General features: G+C 60.4%; 21 protein-coding genes. 15 read left to right on the top strand and 6 right to left on the bottom strand.

The genetic code is table 11. The annotated features are described in order from the left end of the window. From IE038_RS17935 to IE038_RS17895, 9 genes are all read left to right on the top strand, one after another. On the top strand, window positions 1-439 hold a 439-nt coding region (locus tag IE038_RS17935; protein WP_189396037.1), incomplete at its 5' end, for a sarcosine oxidase subunit gamma. 19 nt (window positions 440-458) lie between these two features. Continuing rightward, window positions 459-1316 carry a formyltetrahydrofolate deformylase gene (gene purU, locus IE038_RS17930; RefSeq protein ID WP_189396036.1) on the top strand — a complete coding sequence of 286 codons (858 nt, stop codon included), beginning with the start codon at window positions 459-461 and terminating at the stop codon, window positions 1314-1316. Between the two features lie 97 nt (window positions 1317-1413). Further along, window positions 1414-2613: a formaldehyde dehydrogenase, glutathione-independent gene (fdhA, locus tag IE038_RS17925; protein WP_189396035.1), complete on the top strand. Its 1200-nt coding sequence runs from the start codon at window positions 1414-1416 to the stop codon at window positions 2611-2613. Between the two features lie 215 nt (window positions 2614-2828). Then, window positions 2829-3284 (top strand): REP-associated tyrosine transposase, encoded by a 456-nt coding sequence (locus IE038_RS17920; protein ID WP_163939942.1) that lies wholly within the window; start codon window positions 2829-2831, stop codon window positions 3282-3284. A gap of 765 nt (window positions 3285-4049) precedes the next feature. Beyond that, window positions 4050-4364 carry a DUF3077 domain-containing protein gene (locus IE038_RS17915; RefSeq protein ID WP_163939899.1) on the top strand — a complete coding sequence of 105 codons (315 nt, stop codon included), beginning with the start codon at window positions 4050-4052 and terminating at the stop codon, window positions 4362-4364. 97 nt (window positions 4365-4461) lie between these two features. Next, window positions 4462-5031 carry a DUF2780 domain-containing protein gene (locus IE038_RS17910; protein WP_163939898.1) on the top strand — a complete coding sequence of 190 codons (570 nt, stop codon included), beginning with the start codon at window positions 4462-4464 and terminating at the stop codon, window positions 5029-5031. 74 nt (window positions 5032-5105) lie between these two features. Next, on the top strand, window positions 5106-5534 hold the full coding sequence (locus IE038_RS17905) for a DUF350 domain-containing protein (protein WP_163939897.1): 429 nt from the start codon (window positions 5106-5108) through the stop codon (window positions 5532-5534). Between the two features lie 15 nt (window positions 5535-5549). Next, on the top strand, window positions 5550-6254 hold the full coding sequence (locus IE038_RS17900; protein ID WP_189396034.1) for a DUF1190 domain-containing protein: 705 nt from the start codon (window positions 5550-5552) through the stop codon (window positions 6252-6254). A gap of 9 nt (window positions 6255-6263) precedes the next feature. Continuing rightward, window positions 6264-7421 (top strand): glutathionylspermidine synthase family protein, encoded by a 1158-nt coding sequence (locus IE038_RS17895; protein ID WP_163939674.1) that lies wholly within the window; start codon window positions 6264-6266, stop codon window positions 7419-7421. Here IE038_RS17895 and yihG read toward each other — a convergent pair. Further along, window positions 7411-8310: a 1-acylglycerol-3-phosphate O-acyltransferase, YihG family gene (gene yihG / locus IE038_RS17890; protein ID WP_163939672.1), complete on the bottom strand. Its 900-nt coding sequence runs from the start codon at window positions 8308-8310 to the stop codon at window positions 7411-7413. The genes IE038_RS17895 and yihG overlap by 11 nt on opposite strands. A gap of 178 nt (window positions 8311-8488) precedes the next feature. On the opposite strand from yihG, the gene rloA2 reads away from it, so the two are divergent. The 4 genes from rloA2 (at window position 8489) to creD (ending at window position 12881) form a co-directional block, all read left to right on the top strand. Next, window positions 8489-8992: a retropepsin-like aspartic peptidase RloA2 gene (rloA2, locus tag IE038_RS17885; protein ID WP_163939670.1), complete on the top strand. Its 504-nt coding sequence runs from the start codon at window positions 8489-8491 to the stop codon at window positions 8990-8992. A gap of 338 nt (window positions 8993-9330) precedes the next feature. After that, complete coding sequence (gene creB, locus IE038_RS17880; protein WP_163939668.1) at window positions 9331-10011, top strand: two-component system response regulator CreB; 681 nt, start codon at window positions 9331-9333, stop codon at window positions 10009-10011. Continuing rightward, a complete protein-coding gene (gene creC / locus IE038_RS17875; protein ID WP_163939666.1) occupies window positions 10011-11444 on the top strand; it encodes a two-component system sensor histidine kinase CreC in 1434 nt (477 codons plus the stop codon). The genes creB and creC overlap by 1 nt, the downstream gene beginning before the upstream one ends. A 96-nt stretch (window positions 11445-11540) precedes the next feature. Then, window positions 11541-12881, top strand: coding sequence for a cell envelope integrity protein CreD (gene creD, locus IE038_RS17870; RefSeq protein ID WP_189396033.1), 1341 nt, complete (start codon window positions 11541-11543; stop codon window positions 12879-12881). A gap of 207 nt (window positions 12882-13088) precedes the next feature. Here creD and IE038_RS17865 read toward each other — a convergent pair whose 3' ends face one another. The 3 genes from IE038_RS17865 to IE038_RS17855 form a co-directional block, all read right to left on the bottom strand. After that, window positions 13089-13721, bottom strand: a complete 633-nt coding sequence (locus IE038_RS17865) for a glutathione S-transferase (RefSeq protein WP_189396032.1) — start codon at window positions 13719-13721, stop codon at window positions 13089-13091. A 9-nt stretch (window positions 13722-13730) separates the two neighbouring features. Continuing rightward, on the bottom strand, window positions 13731-14393 hold the full coding sequence (gene msrA, locus IE038_RS17860) for a peptide-methionine (S)-S-oxide reductase MsrA (RefSeq protein ID WP_163934970.1): 663 nt from the start codon (window positions 14391-14393) through the stop codon (window positions 13731-13733). A gap of 87 nt (window positions 14394-14480) precedes the next feature. After that, window positions 14481-17174 carry a putative bifunctional diguanylate cyclase/phosphodiesterase gene (locus tag IE038_RS17855; RefSeq protein ID WP_189396031.1) on the bottom strand — a complete coding sequence of 898 codons (2694 nt, stop codon included), beginning with the start codon at window positions 17172-17174 and terminating at the stop codon, window positions 14481-14483. Between the two features lie 314 nt (window positions 17175-17488). Between IE038_RS17855 and IE038_RS17850 the strand changes: the two genes are divergently transcribed. Continuing rightward, entirely contained in the window at window positions 17489-17728 is a 240-nt protein-coding gene (locus IE038_RS17850) for a DUF7683 domain-containing protein (RefSeq protein WP_163934968.1), read from the top strand. A gap of 102 nt (window positions 17729-17830) precedes the next feature. Here the strand turns inward: IE038_RS17850 and aceF are convergent, their stop codons facing one another. Together aceF and aceE are read right to left on the bottom strand one after the other, a co-directional pair. Beyond that, window positions 17831-19459 (bottom strand): dihydrolipoyllysine-residue acetyltransferase, encoded by a 1629-nt coding sequence (gene aceF / locus IE038_RS17845; protein WP_189396030.1) that lies wholly within the window; start codon window positions 19457-19459, stop codon window positions 17831-17833. Window positions 19460-19472: 13 nt separating this feature from the next. Next, a complete protein-coding gene (aceE, locus tag IE038_RS17840; RefSeq protein WP_189396029.1) occupies window positions 19473-22118 on the bottom strand; it encodes a pyruvate dehydrogenase (acetyl-transferring), homodimeric type in 2646 nt (881 codons plus the stop codon). Between the two features lie 386 nt (window positions 22119-22504). Between aceE and glnE the strand changes: the two genes are divergently transcribed. Then, entirely contained in the window at window positions 22505-25435 is a 2931-nt protein-coding gene (gene glnE, locus IE038_RS17835) for a bifunctional [glutamate--ammonia ligase]-adenylyl-L-tyrosine phosphorylase/[glutamate--ammonia-ligase] adenylyltransferase (protein ID WP_189396028.1), read from the top strand. The last annotated feature ends 74 nt before the right edge of the window (window positions 25436-25509 follow it).

Below are 25509 nucleotides of genomic sequence, written 5' to 3'. Positions count from 1 at the left end.
ATTCAAGGCCATCGGCCTTGAGCTGCCAGTGGCCCTGACCGTGGTCGCCAATGGCGACATGTCGCTGCAATGGCTCGGCCCGGATGAGTGGCTGTTGATCGTCCCGGGTGGCCAGGAGTTTGCCGTCGAGCAAAAACTGCGTGAGGCCCTCAAGGACCAGCACATCCAGGTGGTCAACGTCAGCGGCGGCCAGACCCTGCTGGAGCTGAGCGGCCCGAATGTACGTGAAGTGCTGATGAAGTCCACCAGCTACGACGTGCACCCGAACAATTTTCCGGTCGGCAAGGCCGTCAGTACGGTGTTCGCCAAGTCGCAACTGGTGATCCGTCGCAGCAGCGAAGACACCTGGGAACTGCTGATTCGTCGCAGTTTCTCCGATTACTGGTGGCTGTGGTTGCAGGATGCCGCCGCAGAATATGGCTTGAGCATCCAGGCCTGAACCTGACAGGAGCGTTAGCATGAGCCGAGCCCCGGATACCTGGATTCTCACCGCCGACTGCCCGAGCATGCTCGGCACTGTGGATGCGGTGACGCGTTACCTCTACGAGCAGCGCTGCTACGTCACCGAACACCACTCGTTCGATGACCGGTTGTCCGGGCGGTTTTTCATTCGCGTGGAGTTCCGCCAGCCTGATGACTTTGACGAAGCCGCTTTCCGCACGGGCCTGACCGAGCGCGGTGAGGCCTTCGGCATGGTCTTCGAGCTGACGGCACCGAACCACCGCCCTAAGGTCGTGATCATGGTCTCCAAGGCCGACCACTGCCTGAACGACTTGCTCTATCGCCAGCGTATAGGCCAACTGTCCATGGACGTGGTGGCGGTGATTTCCAACCACCCGGACCTGGAACCGCTGGCCCAGTGGCACCGTATTCCGTACTACCACTTTGCCCTTGATCCCCATGACAAGCCGGCGCAAGAGCGCAAGGTCTTGCAGGTCATCGAGGCGTCCGGTGCAGAGCTGGTGATTCTCGCCCGCTACATGCAGGTGCTGTCGCCAGAGTTGTGCCGCAAGCTCGATGGCTGGGCGATCAATATCCACCACTCCCTGCTGCCCGGCTTCAAAGGCGCCAAGCCTTATCACCAGGCCTACAACAAGGGTGTGAAACTGGTAGGTGCCACGGCGCACTACATCAACAACGACCTCGACGAAGGCCCGATCATTGCCCAGGGCGTCGAAGCGGTCGATCACAGCCATTATCCCGAAGACCTCATCGCCAAAGGCCGCGACATCGAATGCCTGACCCTGGCCCGGGCGGTGGGTTACCACATTGAGCGGCGGGTGTTTTTGAACGCCAACCGCACGGTAGTGCTCTGACGAACACTGCTGCTCACAAAGAAATCCAGTAACTCAGCGCTGCCTCCCGGCAGCGCACTTTGCACCGCTACATAAAAACAATCAGCGAGGTGAAAGCATGTCTGGTAATCGTGGTGTGGTGTATCTCGGCGCCGGTAAGGTCGAGGTACAAACAATCCCCTATCCGAAAATGCAGGACCCGCGAGGCCGCAAGATCGAGCACGGTGTCATCCTGCGGGTAGTGTCGACCAATATCTGTGGCTCCGACCAGCACATGGTGCGCGGCCGTACCACCGCCCAGGTCGGCCTGGTACTGGGGCATGAGATCACCGGCGAGGTGATCGAGAAGGGCCGTGATGTCGAGAACCTGCAGATTGGTGATCTGGTTTCGGTACCGTTCAACGTTGCCTGCGGTCGTTGCCGCTCCTGCAAGGAACAACACACCGGCGTCTGCCTGACGGTCAACCCGGCACGGGCCGGCGGTGCTTACGGCTACGTGGACATGGGTGACTGGACCGGCGGCCAGGCCGAGTACGTGCTGGTGCCCTATGCCGACTTCAACCTGCTGAAACTGCCGAACCGTGACAAGGCCATGGAGAAGATCCGCGACCTGACCTGCCTTTCGGACATCCTGCCAACCGGTTACCACGGTGCGGTCACCGCAGGCGTTGGGCCGGGCAGTTCGGTGTACATCGCCGGTGCCGGCCCGGTCGGCCTGGCGGCAGCGGCTTCGGCGCGCCTGCTGGGTGCGGCGGTGGTCATCGTCGGTGACGTGAACCCGGTACGTCTGGCGCACGCCAAGGCCCAGGGTTTCGAGATCGCTGACTTGTCCCAGGACACCCCGCTGCACGAACAGATCGCCAACCTGCTGGGTGAGCCAGAAGTGGACTGTGCGGTGGATGCGGTGGGCTTCGAAGCCCGTGGTCACGGCCATTCCGGTGCCCAGCACGAAGCGCCGGCCACGGTGCTGAACTCGTTGATGGGTGTGGTGCGGGTAGCCGGCAAGATCGGTATCCCTGGCCTCTACGTCACCGAAGACCCGGGCGCCGTGGATGCCGCAGCGAAGATCGGCAGCCTGAGCATTCGCTTTGGTCTTGGTTGGGCCAAGTCCCATAGCTTCCACACCGGCCAGACCCCGGTGATGAAATACAACCGCGCCTTGATGCAGGCCATCATGTGGGACCGCATCAACATCGCTGAGGTGGTGGGTGTGCAAGTCATCAGCCTGGATCAGGCGCCGGAAGGTTATGGCGAGTTCGATGCCGGCGTGCCGAAGAAATTCGTGATCGACCCGCACAAACTGTTCAGCGCCGCCTGATCATTCCCCCTCCTGCCACCCCCCGCTTTTTAGCGGGGGGTGGCATTTAAAGCCCAAACCCTGTGGCGCTGCAGGCGCGAAGCCATCGCAGGCAAGCCTGCTCCCACAAAAGGCTTGCCTGCGATGCCTTTGTCCAGAAACATCCAGTGCCATTGATGCCCTCCCCGTAAATCCTCTGCCATCTACCTTGAGTCATGACTTCCAAGGAGATAGACATGGACCGTCCAAGCTCCCATCGCCTTCGCCGTGGTAGGGTTTCCGAACCTGGCAGGCTGTATCTGTTGACCAGCGTCACAGAGCATCGAACACCTATCCTCACAGACTGGAGGCTTGCTCGACTGTTGGTCGCGGAGTTCCGCCACGCACAACAGGAAAGCACTGCGCGATCACTTGCCTGGGTGGTAATGCCCGATCACTTCCATTGGCTGATGGAACTGCAACAGGCAACGTTGAGCAGTGTAATGCGACAGCTCAAGTCGCGAAGCACCTGTGCAATAAACAGGGCTTGCCTACGTTCGGGGCGGCTATGGCAAGTGGGCTTCCATGACCGGGCATTGCGGCGCGAAGAGGATATCCGGGCCATTGCTCGCTATATCGTCGCCAACCCACTGCGCGCCGGGCTGGTTCAAAAAATTGGCGACTACCCTCATTGGGATGCCGTCTGGCTCTGAATACCTTGGGCTTACAGAGAACACTGCTTTTCCTGTGGGAGCAGGCTTGCCTGCGATAGTGCCTGAGGGCATTAAATTGAAATTGCTGACAGATAACCCGTTTTAGGAAACATCCTACGAACGCTGTCAGCACCCATTGGCTTGTCTTGGAAATGTTGCCTACCTACGCTGCCCGTGTCGCTGACAATTCGGCGAACGGGCGTGGAAACCCGGACTGGTAATGTGGTGGCTTTAGTTATGGCGGCTGTACGTGGGAGGCCTTCGGGTCTGCCGGGGTTACCTGATGCATCCGGTTTTCCACCCCGCGTACAGCTGCCACCTCTTCGTGTAGAAACGGAAGGTTGCAGCCACACCTGCATCAGGAGCTTTCCATGAAGAACGTCGTTCCAGATCCACCCCACGAAACCATCGCAGGCATGCCTGCTTCCTCAGGTACTGCATGAGCGCTGCGATAGTGCCTGAGGGCATGAAATTGAAATTGCTGGCAGATCACCTGTTCTAGGAAATATCCTACGAACGCTGTCGGCACCCATTGGCTTGTCTTGGAAATGTTGCCCACCTACGCTGCTTGTGTCGCTGACAATTCGGCGAACGGGCGTGGAAACCCGGACCGGTAATGTGGTGGCTGTCGTTATGGCGGCTGTACGTGGGAGACCTTCGGGTCTGCCGGGTTACCCATTACCCTGGTTTTCCACCCCGCGTACAGCTGCCACCTCTTCGTGTGGAAACGGGATGTGTCCAGCTCAACCGTAATGGGAGCTTTCCATGAAGAAAATCGTTCCAGATCCACCCCACGAAACCCTTGCCCCAACCGCCAATACACTTTTCGGCCTCTGCGGTGCCGGCCACGACCCGATGTTCCTCGTACGCCCCGGTATCGAACCCCATGACGCGCTGGTGCATGTCTCTCTGTTCCTGCGTGGTGCCTACGACACTGCCCATCAGGCCAGCGAAACCGCCGACGATTCGGCCAAGGGCTTTCTCTGGTCCACGATGCATTCGGTTGAGATGGCCAAGGGCCTGGTCGATGCCTTGCTCGACGGGATCGAGGCGCGCGCCATAAGCGAACGCTCAGGCTGAGAACACCCGACCACTGGCGGTCAATCAGTACGGAACAATCCTGTGGCCGGTCAGTCAAATGACCGTTTCCCGCCGTTAAGGCTCAAGAGGTCATTCGATGAAGCGCTTTGCCCTGGTAACCCTGATGACCCTGGCCGCCAGCCCGGTCTTTGCCTTTAACCTCAGCGATGCCGCCAATGCCGTTTCGGCCATGCAGGGCACCGACAGCGAGGGCCCTGCCGTCATTGCTGCGCCTGCGTCGGCGAACCTGCTCAACACCCTGGGCAGCCAGTTGAGCATCACCCCCGAACAAGCCGTGGGTGGCACGGGGGCCTTGCTTGGCCTGGCGAAAAACCAACTGAGTGGCGACGAGTTCTCGCAGTTGACCCAAGCCGTCCCCGGCCTCGGCCTGCTTACCGGTGACAACGCGCTGGGCGGCTTGAATGGCTTGATCGCGCTGATGGGCAAGAGCGACGGCCAGCAATCGGCGCTGAGCAATGCCTTGGGCAATGTCAAAGACACCAACGACCTGAACAATGCCTTCAATCTGTTGGGCATGGACACCGGCCTGATCGGCCAATTCGCCCCGCTGTTGCTGCAGTTCCTTGGCCAGCAAGGCGTGGCCAATTCACTGTTGCAGAACCTGGGCAACATCTGGGGCAGCCAGGCGGCGCTGCCTTCGGCCTGACCGGCTGACGCGGTTTGCGAGTGAGGGGGGCTGTGGTAGCCTCCCGAGCCGTTTTACAAGGATAGGTAACCGCAATGTTCATGGATGCTTTGAAGATGTCCCTGCCGGCCGAGGCCGTGCTCGGTTTCGTCGTCTACATGGGGGGCGCGGCTGCGCTGTTCGCGCTCTATGCGCTGATCTATACCCGCCTTACGCCCTATAACGAACTGCGCCTGATTTGCGAAGGCAACACGCCTGCCGCTGTTGCCCTGGCTGGTGCGCTGGTGGGCTTTGCCATTCCGGTGGCCAGTGCTATCTCGCACTCCATCTCGCTGCTGGACTTCCTGCTCTGGGCGGTGATCGCCGCTGTGGTGCAATTGCTGGCATTCGTGGTGGTGAACCGCTGTGTCAAAGGCATGGCCGAGCGCATTGCCCGTCAGGAGATGGCCTCGGCCATCCTGCTGGCCGCTGTCTCGATCAGTATCGGGCTGCTCAATGCCGCCTGCATGACCCCCGCCGCCTGATCAGGGAGCGCCGCGATGAAACGCAGTAAACGTGTACGGCTGATTGCACTGGGCAGTCTGCCGCTGGTGCTGTCTGCCTGTGGCGAACGACCGACTCGTGTGGTCAGCGAGGTGAAGCGCTTTCAGGACGTCGACTATTGCGCCATGGCCGGGATCAACCGCCAGGTCTGTCTGCAGGCCTGGTTGGGTGCGCAACAGCACCATTACGCCAATGCGCCGCGCTTCGTGAGCCTGGAGGCCTGTGAGGCGGTTTTCCAAGAGTGCGATACGCGTAACTTTGCCGGCAATTTCGTGCCACGGATGGAAGGGTTCGCCTTGACCGTCGACCGGCAGGTGTATGCCGATGGTAATGACGACACCTCAGGCGCTGGCTGGACGTCGACGGGCAGTACCCGATTCTATGACTACACCGACACCGAGCCGCATTACTCCACTGAGGCGATCTACCACGAGCGTGATGGCCGCAATGCGTTCAAGGTCACTTCGTTGACCGAGCAGGTCGCCGCAGGCAACCAGTACGCCGGGCTTGATCCGAACCACTCGACGTCGACTCCCTTCAGTTCCCTGCCGCATGGGCTGGACGGTGCCCACCCGGCGACCGTGCCGGCTGGCAGTGCGCTCCACCCCACAGCATTGGCACCATCGCCCCGGCCATTCGCCATCGGCAGTCACACTGGTTTTGTATCGCGTGCATCGGCGCGCGGTGGCTTTAGCTCCTGAGGTGCGTGGATGAAGCGTATAGCGGTTACCCCGCGCCCGGGCTGGAAAGCCACCGCCGAGCATTTCGGCTTCAATTTCCATACCTTTGACGGCGAGCCGTACTGGGATGAAAGCGCCTATTACCAGTTCAGCCTGCGGCAGATCGAGGATGACCTGGAAGAGCCGACCCGTGTGTTGCATGAGCTGTGCATGGCGCTGGTGGCCGAGGTGGTGGACAGCGACGTCTTGCTTGACCGTTTGGCGATCCCGTCAGCCTACCGTGAGCTGATTCGCCGTTCCTGGCGCGATGGGCACCCACATTTTTATGGGCGCATGGACCTCTGCTATGACGGTTCTGGGCCGGCCAAATTGTTGGAAGCCAACTACGACACGCCTACCTCGTTGTACGAGGCGAGTTTCTTCCAGTACCTCTGGCTGGAGGAGCAGATGCGCCGTGGTGTATTGCCTGGCGATGCCGACCAGTTCAACAGCCTGGAAGAGAAACTGACTCAGGTAATGACGGCCAATCGCTTTGCGGAACCCTTCTATTTCGCCTCGGTGAAGGGCTCGGTGGAAGACCGTGGAACGGTGGAGTACTTGCGCGATATCGCCGCCGGTTCCGGGCTTGATGCGCGTCTGGTCGACATGGAAGACATCGGCCTGAGCCGGGGCGGGCAGTTTGTCGATGCGCTCGGCGCGCCGATTCCAAGCTTGTTCAAGCTCTACCCTTGGGAAGAGATCTTCAACGACCCGTTCGGCCCGGCCATTGCTGGCAGCGGTACCCTGTTCGTCGAGCCGCCGTGGAAAGCGATCCTTTCCAACAAGGGCATGTTGGCGTTGCTCTGGGAGTGCCACGAGGGCCACCCGAACCTGCTGCCGGCGTTTATCGAGCCGACACCGGCCACGCCGTTGGAAAAGGGTTGGGTGCGCAAGCCGTTCTTTTCCCGTGAGGGGGCGAACGTGGAGATTCATACCGGCCAGGGGCAGCGCATCGTCGAAGACGGCCCGTATGGCGGCGGGCCGAGCATCATCCAACAGTTCCAGGCGTTGCCACGCTTTGGTGACAACTACACGGTAATCGGCAGCTGGATGGTCGGTGATCAACCGGCCGGTATCGGTATTCGCGAGGACAACTCGCTGATCACCAAGGACAGTAGCCGCTTCCTGCCCCACGCGATCATCGGTTGAATCCGCGCAGCTCGGCGCGCAGGGCCTCGATGCGGGCGTCCTTGTCGTGCCAGAGCTGGTTGACCCAGTCCTGTATCGTCTGGCGGAACATAGGGTCGTTCTCGTAGTCGCCGGCCCACAGGGCGGGATCAAGCTCGCGCACCTGTATATCGATGATCACCTTGGGCACTGAACCGCTGAGCAGGTCCCAGAAGCCGGGTGCTTTATCCCCGGGGTAGACCAGCGTGACGTCGAGTAGGGCGTCGAGTTGCTCGCCCAGTGCAGCCAGCACGAATGCAACACCGCCTGCCTTGGGCTTGAGCAAGTGGCGGAAGGGGGAGTGCTGTTCGAGGCGCTTGGCTTCGCTGAACCGGGTGCCTTCCAGATAATTGACCACAGTGACCGGCTGGCGCTTGAACAGCTCGCAGGCGGCCTTGGTGATTTCCAGGTCATGGCCCTTGAGGTGCGGGTGCTTGGCGAGGAAGGCCTTGCTGTAGCGCTTCATGAACGGGTAGTCCAGCGCCCACCAGGCCAGGCCCAGTAACGGCACCCAGATCAGCTCCTTTTTCAGGAAGAACTTGAAGAACGGAATGCGCCGGTTCAAGGCCTGGATCAACGCCGGAATATCGACCCAGGTCTGATGGTTACTGACGGCCAGGTACGAGGTGTCCAGGCGCAAGTCGGCTGTACCTCGCACGTCCCATTGGGTCGGGATGCACAACGCGAAGATCAGTTTGTCGATTTCGGCCCAGGTTTCGGCAATCCACTTCACCGCCGTTGAGGCGTAATCGCGGTAGTGGCCTGGGAGCACCAGCTTGAGCAGGGCAAATACGGTGAGGGGGCCAATCAGCACCAGGGTGTTGAGCAATAGCAGTAGGGTCACGAGACTGCCGGTCAGCAGGCGGCGCATAAAAAACTCTTATTCTTGGCTAAGCGGTCGGTAATGATAAGCAGACGCGGGGTTTACGCCAAATATGGCGGCCCGGTCCAGACAGACAAATGTTTCACATCGTCTTTAATACCCTGTTACACCGAACCTATGCTGCCTCGGCAGTCTAACCACTGTCTTTTTCAAGGAAGCCCGCCTGGTGAAACCCTTACTTGCACTGCTTTCCCTGTTGGCCCTGCCGGTGATGGCTGCCGAGCCGACCCTGTATGGCCGTTATGAATACATCGCCTTGCCGGAGATCGGCGAAACCCTGAAGGCCAAGATGGACACCGGGGCATTGACCGCGTCTCTGTCGGCCAAGGACATCGAGCGCTTCCAGCGCAACGGTGAGGATTGGGTGCGCTTCCGCCTGGCCACCAAGGATTCAGATGGCAAGGTCTACGAGCACAAGCTGGCGCGCATGAGCAAAATCAAGAACCGTGCGGAAGAAGAGGACGATGGTGGCGAAGGCGTCGATGTGACCAAGCGCCCAGTGATCGACCTTGAGGTGTGCCTTGGCGATACCAAGCGCACCGTTGAGGTGAACCTTGCTGACCGCAGTAGCTTCAACTACCCGTTGCTGATCGGTGCCAAAGCCCTGCGCGAACTTGGCGCAGCGGTGAACCCGGCACGGCGCTTCACGGCCGGCAAGCCGGCGTGTTGATAGTCTAGCCTTGTACAAGCCGGCCTTGCCGGCGATAGGACGCAGGGTTAATGGCTGACACCACCGCGACCCTATCGCCGGCAACGCTGGCCCTCGTGCAAGCAACGGAGTTTCAGAACGGTCCTACAGCCACCTCCTAAGGAGATCTGTTAGCGTCCAGGCTTCTCGGGCACTGGCCCATGGGGATGCTGCCGTGTTCTGTCTTCTGAAACGCATTGCTGGAGCGGCATGCGCGTTGTGGGGGGGCTGTATGCGCAGAGGTTCTCAATCAATGGGCCTTGTCAGGCACACCTGAATCTCTTACAAGGGGCGACCGATTACCGCCAGGCCTGGATGCCATGCCCCATATCTTGATTGTCGAAGACGAAGCGGCCATTGCCGATACCCTGATCTACGCCCTGCAGGGCGAAGGTCACAGCACTGAATGGGTGGCCTTGGGCAGCGCCGCGCTGGAGCAGCAACGGCTGCGCCCGGCCGATCTGGTAATTCTGGATATCGGCCTGCCGGACATCAGTGGCTTTGAAACCTGTCGCCAGTTGCGTCGTTTCAGTGAGGTGCCGGTGATGTTTCTCAGCGCCCGCGATGGTGAGATCGACCGTGTGGTCGGGCTGGAGATCGGTGCCGATGATTATGTGGTCAAACCCTTCAGCCCGCGTGAAGTCGCGGCCCGGGTTCGGGCGATTCTCAAACGCATGGCACCACGCACCGAGGCGTTGGGCAGCCTTGAGCCCTTTGTGCTCGACACCGTGCGTATGCAGATCAATTACCGTGGTCAGCCGCTGAGCCTGACTCGTCACGAGTTCCGCCTGTTGCAGTGCCTGCTGGAGCAACCAGAACGGGTTTTCAGTCGCGAGCAGTTGCTCGACGCCGTCGGTGTCGCGGCCGATGCCGGGTATGAGCGCAGTATCGATACCCACATCAAGAGCGTGCGGGCCAAGTTGCGTCAGGTGGCTGGCGAGGCAGAGCCGATCCAGACCCACCGCGGGCTGGGTTACAGCTACAGCCCGAGCCATAGCTGATGCGCCTGGGGATACGGATTTTCCTGGTCTACTTCCTGTTTGTCGGCCTGACCGGCTACTTTCTGATCAATACCGTGCGCGAGGAGATTCGCCCCGGTGTACGTCAGTCGGCCGAGGAAACCCTGGTGGACACTGCCAACCTGCTGGCTGAAATCCTGCGTGCCGACGTCAAGGCCGGCACCTTGGGCCAGAGCCAGTTGCCACAGGTGCTCCAGGCGTATGGCCAGCGTCAGCCGCAAGCGCAGATCTGGGGGTTGCCCAAGACGGAGGTCAACCACCGTATCTACGTGACGGATGCCAAGGGTATCGTGCTGCTCGACTCCAGTGATCTGGCGGTGGGCCAGGACTATTCGCGCTGGAACGATGTCTACCTGACCCTGCGCGGGCAATACGGTGCCCGTTCGACCCGCAGCGACCCGGACGATCCGGCATCGTCGGTGATGCATGTCGGTGCGCCGATTCTGGATAACGGCAAGATCATTGGTGTGGTCACGGTGGCCAAGCCCAACAGCTCGCTGCAGCCCTACATCGACCGCTCCGAACGCCGTTTGCTGTACCTGGGTATTGGTCTGATCGCCCTCGGGTTGCTGGTGGGGGCGGGGCTGTCCTGGTGGTTGGCGACTTCATTGCGGCGCCTCACCCGTTATGCCCTGGCCGTCAGCGAGGGTGAGCGTGCGGAGCTGCCACACTACCGCGGTGGCGAGTTGGCGCAACTGGCCGGGGCGGTTGAGCGGATGCGTACTCAGCTTGAAGGCAAAGCGTATGTCGAGCGCTATGTACACACCTTGACCCACGAATTGAAAAGCCCGCTGGCGGCTATTCGTGGTGCCAGCGAGTTGCTTCAAGGGCCCATGCCTGAGGCACAACGCCAACGCTTCGCCGGCAATATAGAAAGCGAAAGCGCACGTATGCAGCAACTGATCGAGCGGCTGCTCAACCTTGCTCAGGTCGAACAGCTGCAAAGCCTTGATGCGCAGGATTGGGTGCCACTGGCGCGGATGGTCGACGACTTGTTACTGGCCCACAGTGCCCGTATCGAGAGTGCCGGCCTACAGGTGCGGCAGCGCTTGCCGCACGACCTGCAGTTGCTCTGCGAGCCGTTCCTGATGCACCAGGCTATCGCCAACCTGCTGGATAACGCACTGGATTTCACGCCACCAGGCGGGGTGTTGCTGTTCGAACTGGAGCGGGATGGGCCGCGTGTCGCCTTGAGCCTGTTCAACCAGGGCGAGGCGATTCCCGATTATGCGCTGGGGCGCCTGAGTGAGCGCTTCTATTCCTTGCCGCGGCCGAGCACTGGGCGCAAGAGCACCGGTCTTGGGCTGAACTTTGTCGAGGAAGTGCTGCAGTTGCACGGCGGCACGTTGGACGTTGGCAATGTCGAGGGTGGCGTGCGGGTTCGCCTGTGGCTGCCGGCCAACCGTTTGAACTGAAGCTTCACCGCATCTACACAGTGTCTCCACATACGCTCCCTCAAGGCTCCATAACGCTGACACACACTCTGTGGCATCGAAACCGGAGCCTTGAGCATGAACCGAAACCTAAGCGTGAAACTGGGCGCTATCGCCTTTTTGATTGTGTTGTTGCTGGTGCCGTTGCTGATGATTGGCGGGCTGATCCAGGAGCGTCAGGAACTGCGCGACGGCGTAGTGCGGGAAATTGCCCAGAGCTCCAGCTTCAGCCAGACCCTCAGCGGCCCGTTACTGGTGGTGCCGTACCGCAAGATTGAGCGCCAATGGAAGACCCCGGAGGGTGGTGGCGCGCTTTATCAGGACGTGAAAACGGTCAACGGTCACCTGTATTTTCTGCCGGAAACCTTCGACCTGAACGCCAGGATTGACACTGAACTGCGCTCGCGTGGCATCTATGAAGCACGCCTGTACCACGCTGAAAACCGTATCAGCGGGCAGTTCCAGATCCCGGTGAAGCTGGGGTTGGGCAGCGATTTTGAGGACTACACCTTCGATGCACCGTTCCTGGCGGTGGCGATCAGCGACATCCGCGGTATCGAGAAAGGCCTGAAGCTGGACCTGAACGGCCAATTGATGGATTTCCAGCCGGGCACAGGCCTGAGCTGGCTGAGTGCCGGGGTGCATGTGGCACTGCCAGCGCTGGATAGTAGCAATGAGGTTGTTCTGAACTACGCCTTCGACCTGAGCCTGCAAGGCACCGGGAAACTGCAAGTCTTGCCGGTTGGGAGAAGCAGCAATGTGACCATGGCAGCCAACTGGCCACACCCCAGTTTTGTCGGTAACTACCTGCCGAGCAGTCGTCTGATCGACAGCCAGAGCTTCACTGCCAATTGGAAAACCTCGTTCTTTTCCACCAACATGGAAGACGCTTTGAGCCAGTGTGTGAATAGCGAGTCTTGCCTGGAGTTCAAGGAGCGTGCTTTTGGCGTGAGCTTCATCGACCCGGTGGACCAGTACCTCAAGAGTGAACGGGCGATCAAGTATGCGTTGTTGTTCATTGCCCTGACCTTTGCCGGTTTCTTCCTCTTCGAGGTGCTGAAAAGCCTCAGTGTTCACCCGATCCAGTACTTGTTGGTGGGGGTTGCCCTGGCGTTCTTCTACCTGCTGTTGCTGTCGTTGTCCGAGCACGTGGGCTTTGGTCCGGCCTATGCGATTTCGGCCAGTGCCTGTGTGTTGTTGATTGGTTTCTACCTGAGCCATGTCTTGCACAGCCTGGGCCGTGCGCTGAGCTTCAGTGTGGGGTTGGCAGTGCTGTACGGCATGCTCTATGGCTTGCTCAGCGCAGAAGACTACGCGCTGCTGATGGGGTCGCTGCTGCTGTTTGGCCTGCTGGGTGTGTTCATGATCCTGACCCGGCGCCTGGATTGGTACCGGGTAGGGCAGGGCAAGCTGCAATGAGCGGCCTGCGTGAGGAGCGTTGTGCAGGGACAGTGCTGGCGATGAAAATCGCCAGGCTGTTCGATCAGGAGCGTGCCCGCAGTCATGCGAGGCTTTTGTTGAGGCAGGCTTGCCTGCGATGGGATTGATGGGGGCCGTGAGTGTGCGGCGTCTGCATCGCAGGCAAGACCTGCTCCCACCCGTATTGCATCGCAGGCAGGCCGTCGATCAGGCCTTGGGCGGTTCAGTGGCCCGGAGTGATGGCCGCTGGCTGACTTCAGCGTACCAGGCCGCCAGTTTCGGCTGAGCATCGCGCCAGCCGAACTGCGGCATGCGCAGGTCGATGTAGCCCAGGGCACAGGCGACACCAATGGCGGCTACATCGAACGCGGCGCTGAGTTCGGCGATGTGCGCCTCTTCCAGTTGGGCCAGGCCTCGGCGGATTTTCTCCTGTTGCGCGTCGATCCAGGCATCCCAGCGCTTTTCTTCCGGGCGCAGGAAGGTCTCGTAGCGCGTCAGGACGGCAGACTCGGCGATTGCATCGGCCAGTGAGGCAACGGTCAGGCGCTGCCAGCGTGAGGAACCCTCACGCGGAATCAGCGGGTTGCCGACATGCTGCAGGTCGAGGTACTCGAAAATCACTCGGCTGTCATGCAGCACCGAGCCGTCTGCCAGGCGCAGGGCCGGGATTTTCCCGGCCGGGTTGCCCTGGTTCAGCGTCGCGTCGGGCTGGGTCGGGCTGATGTTGACGCTCTGCAGCGCAACCCGGTCCAGTTGCCCGGTTTCATGCAGCAAGACCATGATCTTGCGTACGAACGGCGAAAACGGCGAATAAAACAACGTCATGCTCGGTGCGGACATGTCGATTCCTCAGTTGTTTTGCAGGCTGGGCGGCATGCAGATGCCAGTACCGCCGATGCCGCAGTAACCATCCGGGTTCTTGGCCAGGTACTGCTGGTGGTAGGCCTCAGCGAAATACAAGGTCGGGGCTTCGGCAATTTCGGTGGTGATGGTGCCCAGGCCGGCCTTGGTCAGTTCGGCCTGGAACACTTCCTTGCTGGCCAGGGCCTGCTCCAGCTGGCTAGGGATAGTGGTATAGATCACCGAACGGTATTGCGTGCCGATGTCATTGCCCTGGCGCATCCCCTGCGTTGGGTCATGCAGTTCCCAGAACATTGCCAGCAGTTCCTGGTAGCTGACGGTTTCCGGCTCATAGACAACCAGCACGACTTCAGTGTGGCCGGTCAGGCCTGAGCAGACTTCCTCGTAGGTCGGGTTCGGTGTGAAGCCACCGGCATAACCTACCGATGTACTGTACACACCCTCGCGCTGCCAGAAACGGCGCTCTGCGCCCCAGAAACAGCCCAGGCCGAAAATGGCGAATTCCACATTGCCTGGGAATGGCCCAAGCAGTGGATTGCCGTTGACGAAGTGCTTCTCGGGGACGGTCACTGGTTGCTCGCGACCCGGCAGGGCCTGTTCTTCAGTCGGTAGATTGCTTTTGTTTACCAGGATTTCAGAGCGCAAGACCATGAACCCACTCCTCTTGTCAGATGGGACGGCCGCCTAGCGGCGTCGATAAGGCTTAGACCTGTAGTGTGCCCGAGTGTTACGCGGCTGTCAGGCGATTGGGCCACGCGGATAGCGCTTGAGCTTGTCCACCAACTCGTGACCGGAGATTGGCCGGTCGAACAGGTAGCCTTGGCCGACATCGCAACGGTGCCTGCGCAGGAATGCCAGTTGCGCAGCGGTCTCGATGCCCTCGGCAACCACCTTGAGCTTGAGGTTGTGAGCCATGGCGACCACCGCCGACGTGATTTCCATGTCGTCCTGGTTGTCGGGAATTTCGTTGATGAAGCTGCGGTCGATCTTGATGATGTCGATCGGAAACTTCTTCAGGTAGCTCAGGGACGAGTAGCCGGTACCGAAGTCGTCCATGGCCAGGGTCAGGCCCAACTGCTTGAGCTCGTCGAGCTGACGGTGAGTGTCTTCAGTGGCTTCGAGCAACAGGCCCTCGGTCAGCTCCAGTTCCAGCAGATGTGGCGGCAGGGCTTCTTCCTTGAGGATCTTGGCTATCGAGGCAACCAGGTCCGGGTCGGAGAACTGCTTGGGTGACAGGTTGATTGCCACCTGCAGGTTGCCGAGGCCTTCACTTGCGAGTTCCTGGCTCATGCGGCAGGCCTGACGCGCGATCCACTTGCCGATTGGAATGATCAGGCCGGTTTCTTCGGCGACACTGATGAACTGGTCTGGGCGGATCATGCCCTTTTCCGGGTGGTTCCAGCGCAGCAGCGCCTCCATGCCCAGCAGGCGACCGCTGCGCAGGCAGAGTTTAGGCTGATAGAACACTTCCAGTTCGTTTTGGGTCAGCGCACGACGCAGGTTGTTTTCGACGAACAGTTTGTAACTGGCTTCGGCGTTGAGCGCTTCGGTGAAGACCTGGACCTGGTGCTTGCCATTGGCCTTGGCCTTGTGCAACGCAAGCCCGGCGTTCTTCATCAGGGTTTGTGGATCACGCCCGTGCAGCGGTGCGCAGGCCAGGCCGACCGACGCGGTGACGTTGATCAGCTGGTTATCGACAAAGAGTGGCTTGTCGAGGGTCTTGAGCAACTGTTGGGCAACCTGCTGGCCACCCTCCATGTCGGTATCGTCGAGCAGTACGGCAAATTCGTTACTGGCAAACCGCGCCAGGCTGCCACCGGGGCTCAGGCTGTTGCGCAGGCGCCGGGCCAGGCTGATCAGCAGTTTGTCACCCGTCTGATGGCCGAGGCTGTCGTTGATCCGCTTGAAGTTGTCGATGTCCACCAGCAACAGGCTGATCTTGCGGTCGCTGTCGCTGGTAAAGCGTTCGTCGAGGTTGCGGATGAACGAAGGGCGGTTGCCCAGGGTGGTCAGGTTGTCGGTGTAGGCCAGGCGTTCAATGCGCTGTTGTGCCAGCTTGCTCTGGGTGATGTCTTCGTAGATGCCGATGTAGTGGGTCAGTTCGCGGTTATCGCCATAGACCTTGGAAATCGACAACTGCCCCCAGTACGGTTCGAGGTTCTTGCGTCGGCTCTTGAACTCGCCTTGCCAGCTGTTGTTCATGGCCAGGCTGGAGGGCGCATCGAAGAGCAGGTCGTTGAGGTTTTCCAGGGCCGGCAGCTCTGACAGCCGGTGGCCATGAACCTCTTCGGCGCTGTACTGGGTGATCGCCGTGAAACTGGGGTTTACGTATTCGACCACGCCATCGCGGTTGACCAGCAGGAAGGCGTTGGCGCTTTGCTCCACGGCGCGTTGGAACAGGTGCAGTGCGCTGGTGGCGGTACGGCGGTTGTGGTTGTTGATGACCTGAGCAAACTGGTCGGCCAGCTCACCGGCAAACGCCAGCTCATCCGACTGCCAGGTGCGTGTCGAGCCGCCGTGCTCCAGGCACAGCACACCGACTACCTGGCCATCGATGCGGATACTGGCATCGAGCATGGCGCTGATGTTGCGCTGACGCAGGTGATCAACCAGTTCGCGTGTGCGCGGGTCGTGGTTGGCGTTGTGGGCGTCGATGGCGCGGCTGGTGTGCAGGGCCTCAAGGTAGTTGGGAAACCGGCTGATTTCGAGCGCCTCGGGCAAGCGGTATTCCTGGGTTTCGCGGTAGTAGGCCGAGATGGGTACCAGGCGTTGGTCTTCCAGGTTCCAGATACTTGCACAGTCGACCTTGTAGATCTCGCAGGCGCTGCGGGTAATCAGTTCGGCAGCTTCCTGCAGCGAGTTGTCTGCGCTGTAGCGCTGACGGGCCAGGCGCAGGATCAGGTCTTGCTGGGCACGTACCCGCTCGAGGTGCTCAAGTTGTTCCTGCTGCGCTTGCTGGTTGAGTTGCAGGGCGATCTGCAAGCGGTTGTTACGGTTTTCCAGTTCGTTGGCCGAAAGCTCAGGGCTATCGCCCGGCTGCCCGTCGATCACCAGCAGATACCCGCGCAGCAGCTGGCGATTGTGCTGTTTGTAAGCCTCGCCGACTTCCAGCAGGTGCAGTGGCCCTTCGCTTGTATGCAGCGTGTAGCGCACCAGGTAATGGCTGCGCTGGCTCAGCTGCAGCTCAATCGTGTCATGCAGTTTGTAGCGCGCCTCAGGCTCCATCAGGCTCGCGTAAGGGGAGCCGATCAGCGCGCAGAGGTCGACAGCGGGTATGCCGAATTGGCGTTCGCAGCCTGGATCGAGAAACAGCATGGCCCAACTGGCTTCATTCAGCCGCTCGAAACGCAGCATCCCGAGCCGCGAAGGCACGGGCAATTGCGTCACTACCTCGGCCACCATACGGCTGGCGGCATCGGGTTGGCTTTTCATGGAGAGCTCGCTTCAAAAGTACGAATGCGCAGTGGCCTGGAACTCGTGGAAAAATGCGTCCCGCAAGGTTGCATCATGCCGTGCTGGCTTACAAGCGCAACACGAGGTTACGACTTTTCAGGTTATCGGCCGGATCGACAGTTTCTGAAGTTAATGGGCGTGGGCCTTGTTTGGTTTGAGGGGGCCGAATTTCCACCGAGGCATGCTTTTGCCCATGCTTGGCGCCGTTCACCTGCTAGTTTCGCGACAAGGGGAGTACGGTCCAATATCGGCGAGCAAACCAAGCCTGAGAACCCGGCAAGGACAGTAGAGAAATGAATCACGTCATTGAAGTGTTTGATCGCGAAACAGAAGAGCTCCTAAAAACCGTTGAAATCCCATTTGCTCGGCAAGCCGAGCTCGTTGCTCTGATGGGTTGGAAAGAGCCTGAAGATGCCATTTATGTATATGACCTGTCCCCTGAGCAATTGCACCGAATTGAAGAATGGACAGGTACGCAATTAGCCGGGTCGAATAACATCATCCAACTGGCGTGTATTGCAAAGCACAAATAACAGGCAAAAAAAAGCCCCGCCAAATTGGCGGGGTTGAGGTACGAGCGTGGCAGCTCGAAAAAGGGGCTGTCTCCCCCGGCAGAGGGAGACAGGGAACAGCGATTACAGCAGCATGGTGCGGATGTCGGCCAGCAGGTCGCTCAGACGCTTGGTGAAGCGTGCTGCTGCGGCGCCGTTGATCACGCGGTGGTCGTAGGACAGCGACAGCGGCAGCATCAGCTTCGGCTGGAAGGCTTTACCATCCCAGACTGGCTGGATGGTGGCCTTGGAGACACCAAGGATCGCCACTTCCGGCGCGTTGACGATCGGCGTGAAGCCGGTGCCGCCAATGTGTCCGAGGCTGGAGATGGTGAAGCAGGCGCCTTGCATGTCGTCAGCCGAGAGCTTCTTGGTCCGGGCTTTTTCAGCCAGGGCCGCAGCCTCACCAGCCAGTTGCAGCAGGCTCTTCTGGTCGACGTTCTTGATGACCGGAACCAGCAGACCATCCGGGGTGTCCACGGCGAAGCCGATGTTCACGTACTTCTTGCGGATGATGGCCTTGCCGCTTGGAGCCAGCGAGCTGTTGAAGTCTGGCAGTTCCTTGAGCAGGTGTGCGCAGGCCTTGAGCAGCAGTGGCAGCACGGTCAGCTTGACGCCAGCTTTCTCGGCAACGGCTTTCTGTGCAACACGGAAGGCTTCCAGTTCGGTGATGTCGGCCGAATCGAACTGGGTAACGTGAGGCACGTTCAGCCAGCTGCGGTGCAGGTTGGTAGCACCGACCTGCATCAGACGGGTCATCGCCACTTCTTCGACTTCGCCGAAACGGCTGAAGTCGACTTCCGGGATCGGCGGGATGCCTGCACCACCGGTAGCACCGGCGGCCGGAGCTTCCTTGGCCTTCTGCATCATGGCCTTGACGTAGGCCTGCACGTCTTCCTTGAGCACACGACCGTGCGGGCCGCTTGCCGAAACAGCGCTCAGCTCGACGCCGAACTCGCGGGCCAGCTGACGAACGGCAGGACCGGCGTGAACCTTGGCACCGTTGTTGGCGGCTGGAGCTGCGACTGGCGCTACTTCAACCTTGGCCGCTGCGACTGGTGCTGCAGCAGGTGCGGCCGCTGGAGCTGCTGGAGCCGCTTCGGCCTTGGCAGGGGCAGGCGCCGCAGCCGGAGCTGCGCCTGCAACCTTCAGCTTCAGAATCAGGTCGCCAGTGCCGACTTCGTCGTCCAGCTTGGCAATGATCGCTTCGACCACGCCAGCGGCAGGCGATGGAATTTCCATGCTTGCCTTGTCCGATTCCAGGGTGATCAGCGACTGGTCAGCTTCGACGCTGTCGCCGACCTTGACCAGTACTTCGATGATCTTGGCCTTGCCCGAGGAGCCGATGTCCGGAACATGGATGTCCTGAACAGTGGCAGCCGCAGGGGCAGCCGCTGGCGCAGCTGCAGCGACTGGCGCTGCAACAGGTGCCGGGGCGGCTGCAGGCGCAGCGGCCGGAGCCTCAGGCGCCGCAGCGGCGCCCTCGACTTCCAGTTCCATCAGCTCGTCGCCTTCTTTCAGGCGATCACCCAGCTTGACCTTCAGTGCCTTGATCACGCCGGCTTTCGGGGCCGGGATTTCCATGGAGGCCTTGTCGGACTCCAGGGTCAGCAGGCTCTGGTCTGCTTCAATGCGGTCGCCAACTTTGACGAACAGCTCAATGATTTCACCTTCACCGCTGCCGATGTCAGGTACGCGAATGAGTTCGCTCACTTAGAAATACTCCTCAGCAGTCCAGTGGGTTGCGTTTTTCCGGGTCGATGCCGAAACGGGCGATGGCTTCAGCCACCACTTTCGGTTCGATATCGCCACGGTCAGCCAAGGCTTCCAGGGCAGCCAGCACAACGAAATTGCGGTCGACTTCGAAGAAGTGACGCAGTTTCTTGCGGCTGTCGCTGCGACCGAAGCCATCGGTACCCAGGACTTTGAATTCTTTGCTCGGTACCCACTGACGAATCTGCTCGGCGAACAGTTTCATGTAGTCGGTGGAGGCAATGACCGGGCCCTTACGGCCAGTCAGGCACTCTTCGATGTAGGTACGCTGTGGTTTCTGGCCAGGGTGCAGGCGGTTGCTGCGCTCTACGGCCAGGCCGTCGCGACGCAGTTCGTTGAAGCTGGTAACGCTCCAGACGTCGGCACCGACGTTGAACTCTTCACGCAGGATCTTCGCCGCTTCGCGGACTTCACGCAGGATGGTACCGGAGCCCATCAACTGAACGTGGTGCGCCGCTTCGCGGGTGTCTTCCTCGAGCAGGTACATACCCTTGATGATGCCTTCCTCGACACCGGCCGGCATGGCTGGCTGGGTGTAGGCTTCGTTCATCACGGTGATGTAGTAGAAGACGTCCTGTTGCTCTTCGGTCATCTTCTTCATGCCGTCCTGAATGATCACCGCCAGCTCGTAGCCGTAGGTCGGATCGTAGGTGCGGCAGTTCGGGATGGTCGCGGCCAGCATGTGGCTGTGACCGTCTTCGTGCTGCAGGCCTTCACCGTTGAGGGTGGTACGGCCGGCGGTACCGCCGATCAGGAAGCCACGGGTGCGGCTGTCGCCAGCGGCCCAGGCCAAGTCGCCGATACGCTGGAAGCCGAACATCGAATAGAAGATGTAGAACGGCAGCATCGGCTGGTTATGGCAGCTGTACGAGGTACCGGCAGCGATGAAGGAGGACATGGCGCCTGCTTCGTTGATGCCTTCCTCGAGGATCTGGCCCTTCTTGTCTTCGCGGTAGAACATCACCTGGTCTTTATCGACTGGCTCGTAGAGCTGGCCGACCGAGGAGTAGATGCCCAGCTGGCGGAACATGCCTTCCATACCGAAGGTACGGGCTTCGTCCGGGATGATCGGAACGATGCGCTGGCCGATTTCCTTGTCCTTGACCAGTTGCGCGAGGATCCGCACGAACGCCATGGTGGTGGAGATTTCGCGGTCGCCCGAGCCGTCCAGGATGGCCTTGAGGGTTTCCAGTGGCGGCGTCGGGATGCTGAAGCTCTTGGCGCGACGCTGAGGCACGAAACCACCCAGGGCGGCACGACGCTCGCTCAGGTAACGGGCTTCGGCGCTGCCTTCTTCCGGTTTGAAGAACGGCAGATTTTCCAGCTCGTCATCCTTGACCGGGATGTCGAAGCGGTCGCGGAACAGCCGCAGGCTGTCGATGTCGACCTTCTTGGTGTTGTGCGCGGTGTTCTTGGCTTCGCCTGCACCGGTACCGTAACCCTTGATGGTCTTGGCCAGGATGACAGTCGGCTGGTCTTTGTGGTTGACCGCCTGATGGTAGGCCGCATAGACCTTGTACGGGTCGTGACCACCACGGTTGAGCTTCCAGATCTCGTCGTCGGACAGGTCTTCGACCATGGCCTTGAGTTCCGGGGTGTTGAAGAAGTGCTCACGGACGAACGCGCCGTCCTTGGCCTTGTAGTTCTGGTACTCGCCGTCGATGACTTCGTCCATGCGGCGCTGCAGGATACCGTGGGTGTCCTTGGCCAGCAGTGGGTCCCAGAAACGGCCCCAGACGACTTTGTTGACGTTCCAGCCACCGCCACGGAACACGCCTTCGAGTTCCTGGATGATCTTGCCGTTGCCGCGAACCGGGCCATCGAGGCGCTGCAGGTTGCAGTTGATGACGAAGATCAGGTTGTCCAGCTTCTCGCGGCCTGCCAAGGCGATTGCGCCCAGGGATTCCGGCTCGTCGCACTCGCCGTCGCCCATGAAGCACCAGACTTTCTGCTTGCCTTCAGGGATGTAGCCGCGGCTTTCCAGGTACTTCATGAAGCGTGCCTGGTAGATCGCCTGGATTGGGCCCAGGCCCATCGAAACGGTCGGGAACTGCCAGAAGTCAGGCATCAACCAAGGGTGCGGGTACGACGACAGGCCATTGCCATCGACTTCCTGACGGAAGTTGTTCATCTGGTCTTCGTTGATGCGGCCTTCCATGAAGGCGCGGGCGTAGACGCCAGGCGAGGCGTGACCCTGGAAGAAGATCAGGTCGCCGCCGTGTTCATCGGTCGGGGCCTGGAAGAAGTAGTTGAAGCCAATGTCATACAGGGTGGCGCTGGAGGCGAAGCTGGAGATGTGGCCGCCCAGATCCGAGTCTTTCAGGTTTGTACGCATTACCATGGCCAGCGCGTTCCAGCGCACCAGCGAGCGGATGCGGCGTTCCATGAACAGGTCGCCAGGCATGCGTGCTTCGTGGGTGACGGGGATGGTATTGCGGTATGGCGTGGTGATGGCATATGGCAGCTGCGAACCACTGCGGGTTGCCAGCTCGCCCATACGGGTCATCAGGTAGTGAGCGCGGTCTTCGCCTTCTTTGTCGAGAACCGACTCCAGGGCGTCCAGCCATTCCTGGGTTTCGACGGGATCGAGGTCTTGCATGGCTTGCTCCAGGGCGGAAAGGCTACCAGAATCGGTGGCCTGAGTTTTTTTGCGCCTGGCCTTGTGGGCAGGCGACATGAATTCTTGGATTACCGGAGTGGGTCCCGGCGCTGTGTAGTTTTACTACAAATCAATCGGCATTTCATGCTTTTGAGGCGAAATGACAGTAGTAAAACTACATGAAAATGGCTCGTGGCCTCTGCTCGGGTTGTGGGAAAAATCGATATGGGTGGTAAAAGCTCCGTCACCAAAGGGGTCGCCGTGATGTTTTCTACCAAGAAATCGACTTTTTCAGCTATTTATAACTTTTGTACGACAGTCTGCCCGAGGTCGTGTTTTACCTGCCTCGCAGCCCTCCCTCTTTTCACGCCGATCAAGGATAGACCATGAGCTTGCCTCCGCTGGCCGAGTTTCCCGCCACCCTCGCGCCGCTGGTCGAGCGCAATAAACAGTCATTGCGCAGTGCTGTCGCAGACGCTTGCCTGCAACTGGACGACTGGAGCGCCGAGCGCTGGCAGCAGTTCGACCGGGTCTGTGCGGCCAGTGACTTCGTACTGCAGCAGTCGCTGCGTGACCCACAGATGCTCCTGGACCTGCTGGCCAGTGGCGAGCTGGACCGCCCGTTCGCCGCTGGCGAGCTGTGCGCGCAGGTGGCTGCCGTCGCCCAGGCGGCTACGACCGAAGACGAATTGGCGCGCAACCTGCGTCGTCAGCGCACGCGCCAGCAGGTGCGGATAATCTGGCGCGACCTGAATCGCCAGGCGGATCTGGTACAAACCTGCCGCGACCTTTCCGACCTGGCCGACGCGGCTATCGATCAGGCCTATCAATGGCTGTACCCGCGCCAGTGCCAACAGTTCGGTACCCCCATGGGCCACCGCAGCGGCGAACCGCAGCACATGGTGGTCCTTGGCATGGGCAAGCTCGGTGCGGTCGAGCTGAACCTGTCCTCGGACATTGACCTGATCTTCGCCTACCCGGAAGGTGGGGAAACCGAGGGGGTCAAGCGTTCCCTGGACAACCAGGAGTTCTTTACCCGCCTTGGCCAGCGTCTGATCAAGGCGTTGGACCCGGTCACCGTCGATGGCTTCGTGTTCCGCGTCGACATGCGTTTACGCCCTTATGGCTCGGCTGGCGCGCTGGTGCTCAGCTTCAATGCCCTTGAGCAGTACTACCAGGACCAGGGGCGCGACTGGGAACGCTACGCGATGATCAAGGCGCGGGTAGTGGCTGGCGATCAGACCACTGGCGCGCAGTTGCAGGAAATGCTGCGACCGTTCGTTTACCGGCGCTATCTGGACTTCTCGGCGATCGAAGCGCTGCGCACCATGAAGCAGTTGATCCAGCAGGAAGTTCGGCGCAAAGGGATGGCCGACAATATAAAACTGGGGGCCGGCGGTATCCGCGAGGTGGAGTTTATCGCCCAGGCATTCCAGTTGATTCACGGCGGGCGCGACCTGAGCCTGCAGCAACGGCCGTTGCTCAAAGTGCTCGCGACGCTCGAAGGGCAGGGTTATCTGCCGCCGGCGGTGGTCGCTGAGCTACGTGAGGGTTATGAGTTTCTGCGCTACACCGAGCATGCCATTCAGGCGATTGCCGACCGCCAGACTCAAATGCTGCCTGACAGCGAGCAGGACCGTGTGCGTATCGCCTTCATGCTTGGTTTTGCCGACTGGGCAGCCTTCCATGAACAGTTGATGTACTGGCGTGGGCGAATCGACTGGCATTTCCGCCAGGTCATTGCCGACCCTGACGAAGACAGCGAAGCCGGTGAAGAGGTTGTCGGTGGTGAATGGCTGCCGTTGTGGGAAGAGGTTCAGGATGAAGAGGCCGCGTGCCGCCAGTTGCAGGATGCTGGGTTTGTTGACGGGCCCAAGGCGCTGAAACAACTGGCCGGGCTGCGCGCCAGCCCGCAGTTGCGCGCCATGCAACGCCTCGGTCGTGAGCGTCTTGATGCCTTTATTCCACGCCTGCTGGCTCAAGCGGTGGAGCATGCCAATCCTGATCTGGTACTGGAGCGGGTACTGCCGCTGGTCGAGGCGGTAGCCCGGCGTTCCGCCTATCTGGTTCTGCTGACGGAAAACCCGGGTGCCTTGCGGCGCTTGTTGACCCTCTGCGCCGCCAGTCCCTGGATTGCCGAGCAGATTGCGCGCTTCCCGCTGCTGCTTGATGAATTGCTTAACGAAGGTCGCCTGTTCAGCCCGCCCCACGCGCCGGAGCTGGCGGCCGAGCTGCGCGAGCGGCTGACGCGTATTCCCGAAGACGATCTGGAGCAGCAGATGGAGGCGCTGCGGCACTTCAAGCTGGCGCACAGTCTGCGTGTTGCCGCGTCGGAAATTGCCGGCAACCTGCCGCTGATGAAGGTCAGTGACTACCTGACCTGGTTGGCTGAAGCGATCCTCGATCAGGTACTGGCCTTGGCTTGGCGCCAGACGGTGGCCCGGCATGGCCAGCCCAAGCGTAGCGACGGCAGCCTGTGCGACCCGGGCTTCATTATTGTGGGTTACGGCAAGGTGGGCGGTATCGAGCTGGGTCATGGCTCGGACCTGGACCTGGTGTTTATTCATGACGGTGACCCGCAGGCGGAGACCGATGGTGCCAAGCCGATCGACAGCGCGCAGTTTTTCACGCGTCTGGGGCAGCGGATCATTCACCTGCTGACCACGCAGACCAACTCTGGTCAGTTGTACGATGTCGACATGCGCCTGCGTCCGTCCGGCGCTTCGGGGTTGCTGGTCAGTTCACTGGGTGCGTTCGAGCGTTATCAGCAGAATGAGGCCTGGACCTGGGAGCATCAGGCGCTGGTACGTGCCCGTGTGTTGGTCGGGTGCCCGCAGGTCGGCGCAGCATTTGAGGCCGTACGTGCCCGGATCCTTGGTCAGCACCGTGACCTGGAGAAACTGCAGACCGAGGTCAGTGAGATGCGCGCCAAGATGCGCGACAACCTGGGGACCAAGGCGACAGCCGCCGGTACGGCGACCAATGCCTATGAAACCGGCGTGCCCTTCGATATCAAGCAGGACGCCGGTGGTATCGTCGATATCGAATTTATGGTGCAATACGCCGCTTTGGCCTGGTCTGACAAGCATCCGGCCTTGCTCCGCTACACCGATAACATCCGTATCCTCGAAGGGCTTGAGGAGGCTGGATTGATGCCGGTCAGCGATGCCGTGCTGCTGCGTGAGGTCTATAAGGCATTCCGCTCGGCTGCGCATCGCCAGGCCTTGCAGAAACAGGCCGGGGTCATCGATGCGGGGCAGTTCGTCAGCGAGCGTCGCGAGGTGCGACGTATCTGGGCTGAGCTGGGTCTGAAGTGAGGGGTTCGAGCCGTTGATTCAGGCGATGGAAGGCCTGCTGCGACCACATGGCGTACACTGGTCGGATCAAGCCT

It is taken from the genome of Pseudomonas laurentiana (assembly GCF_014648275.1).
In the GTDB taxonomy this organism is placed as follows: Bacteria; Pseudomonadota; Gammaproteobacteria; order Pseudomonadales; family Pseudomonadaceae; genus Aquipseudomonas; species Aquipseudomonas laurentiana.
The sequence above is the reverse complement of the archived record's forward strand: the minus strand, read 5'-3'. Positions and strand labels throughout refer to the sequence as shown.

What these genes read in the sequence shown, in the direction of transcription:
- purU (WP_189396036.1), top strand. Translation starts at nt 459, where the DNA reads ATGAGCCGAGCCCCGGATACCTGGATTCTCACCGCCGACTGCCCGAGC.
- fdhA (WP_189396035.1), top strand. Translation starts at nt 1,414, where the DNA reads ATGTCTGGTAATCGTGGTGTGGTGTATCTCGGCGCCGGTAAGGTCGAG.
- IE038_RS17920 (WP_163939942.1), top strand. Translation starts at nt 2,829, where the DNA reads ATGGACCGTCCAAGCTCCCATCGCCTTCGCCGTGGTAGGGTTTCCGAA.
- IE038_RS17915 (WP_163939899.1), top strand. Translation starts at nt 4,050, where the DNA reads ATGAAGAAAATCGTTCCAGATCCACCCCACGAAACCCTTGCCCCAACC.
- IE038_RS17910 (WP_163939898.1), top strand. Translation starts at nt 4,462, where the DNA reads ATGAAGCGCTTTGCCCTGGTAACCCTGATGACCCTGGCCGCCAGCCCG.
- IE038_RS17905 (WP_163939897.1), top strand. Translation starts at nt 5,106, where the DNA reads ATGTTCATGGATGCTTTGAAGATGTCCCTGCCGGCCGAGGCCGTGCTC.
- IE038_RS17900 (WP_189396034.1), top strand. Translation starts at nt 5,550, where the DNA reads ATGAAACGCAGTAAACGTGTACGGCTGATTGCACTGGGCAGTCTGCCG.
- IE038_RS17895 (WP_163939674.1), top strand. Translation starts at nt 6,264, where the DNA reads ATGAAGCGTATAGCGGTTACCCCGCGCCCGGGCTGGAAAGCCACCGCC.
- yihG (WP_163939672.1), bottom strand. Translation starts at nt 8,310, where the DNA reads ATGCGCCGCCTGCTGACCGGCAGTCTCGTGACCCTACTGCTATTGCTC.
- creB (WP_163939668.1), top strand. Translation starts at nt 9,331, where the DNA reads ATGCCCCATATCTTGATTGTCGAAGACGAAGCGGCCATTGCCGATACC.
- creC (WP_163939666.1), top strand. Translation starts at nt 10,011, where the DNA reads ATGCGCCTGGGGATACGGATTTTCCTGGTCTACTTCCTGTTTGTCGGC.
- creD (WP_189396033.1), top strand. Translation starts at nt 11,541, where the DNA reads ATGAACCGAAACCTAAGCGTGAAACTGGGCGCTATCGCCTTTTTGATT.
- IE038_RS17865 (WP_189396032.1), bottom strand. Translation starts at nt 13,721, where the DNA reads ATGTCCGCACCGAGCATGACGTTGTTTTATTCGCCGTTTTCGCCGTTC.
- msrA (WP_163934970.1), bottom strand. Translation starts at nt 14,393, where the DNA reads ATGGTCTTGCGCTCTGAAATCCTGGTAAACAAAAGCAATCTACCGACT.
- IE038_RS17855 (WP_189396031.1), bottom strand. Translation starts at nt 17,174, where the DNA reads ATGAAAAGCCAACCCGATGCCGCCAGCCGTATGGTGGCCGAGGTAGTG.
- IE038_RS17850 (WP_163934968.1), top strand. Translation starts at nt 17,489, where the DNA reads ATGAATCACGTCATTGAAGTGTTTGATCGCGAAACAGAAGAGCTCCTA.
- aceE (WP_189396029.1), bottom strand. Translation starts at nt 22,118, where the DNA reads ATGCAAGACCTCGATCCCGTCGAAACCCAGGAATGGCTGGACGCCCTG.
- glnE (WP_189396028.1), top strand. Translation starts at nt 22,505, where the DNA reads ATGAGCTTGCCTCCGCTGGCCGAGTTTCCCGCCACCCTCGCGCCGCTG.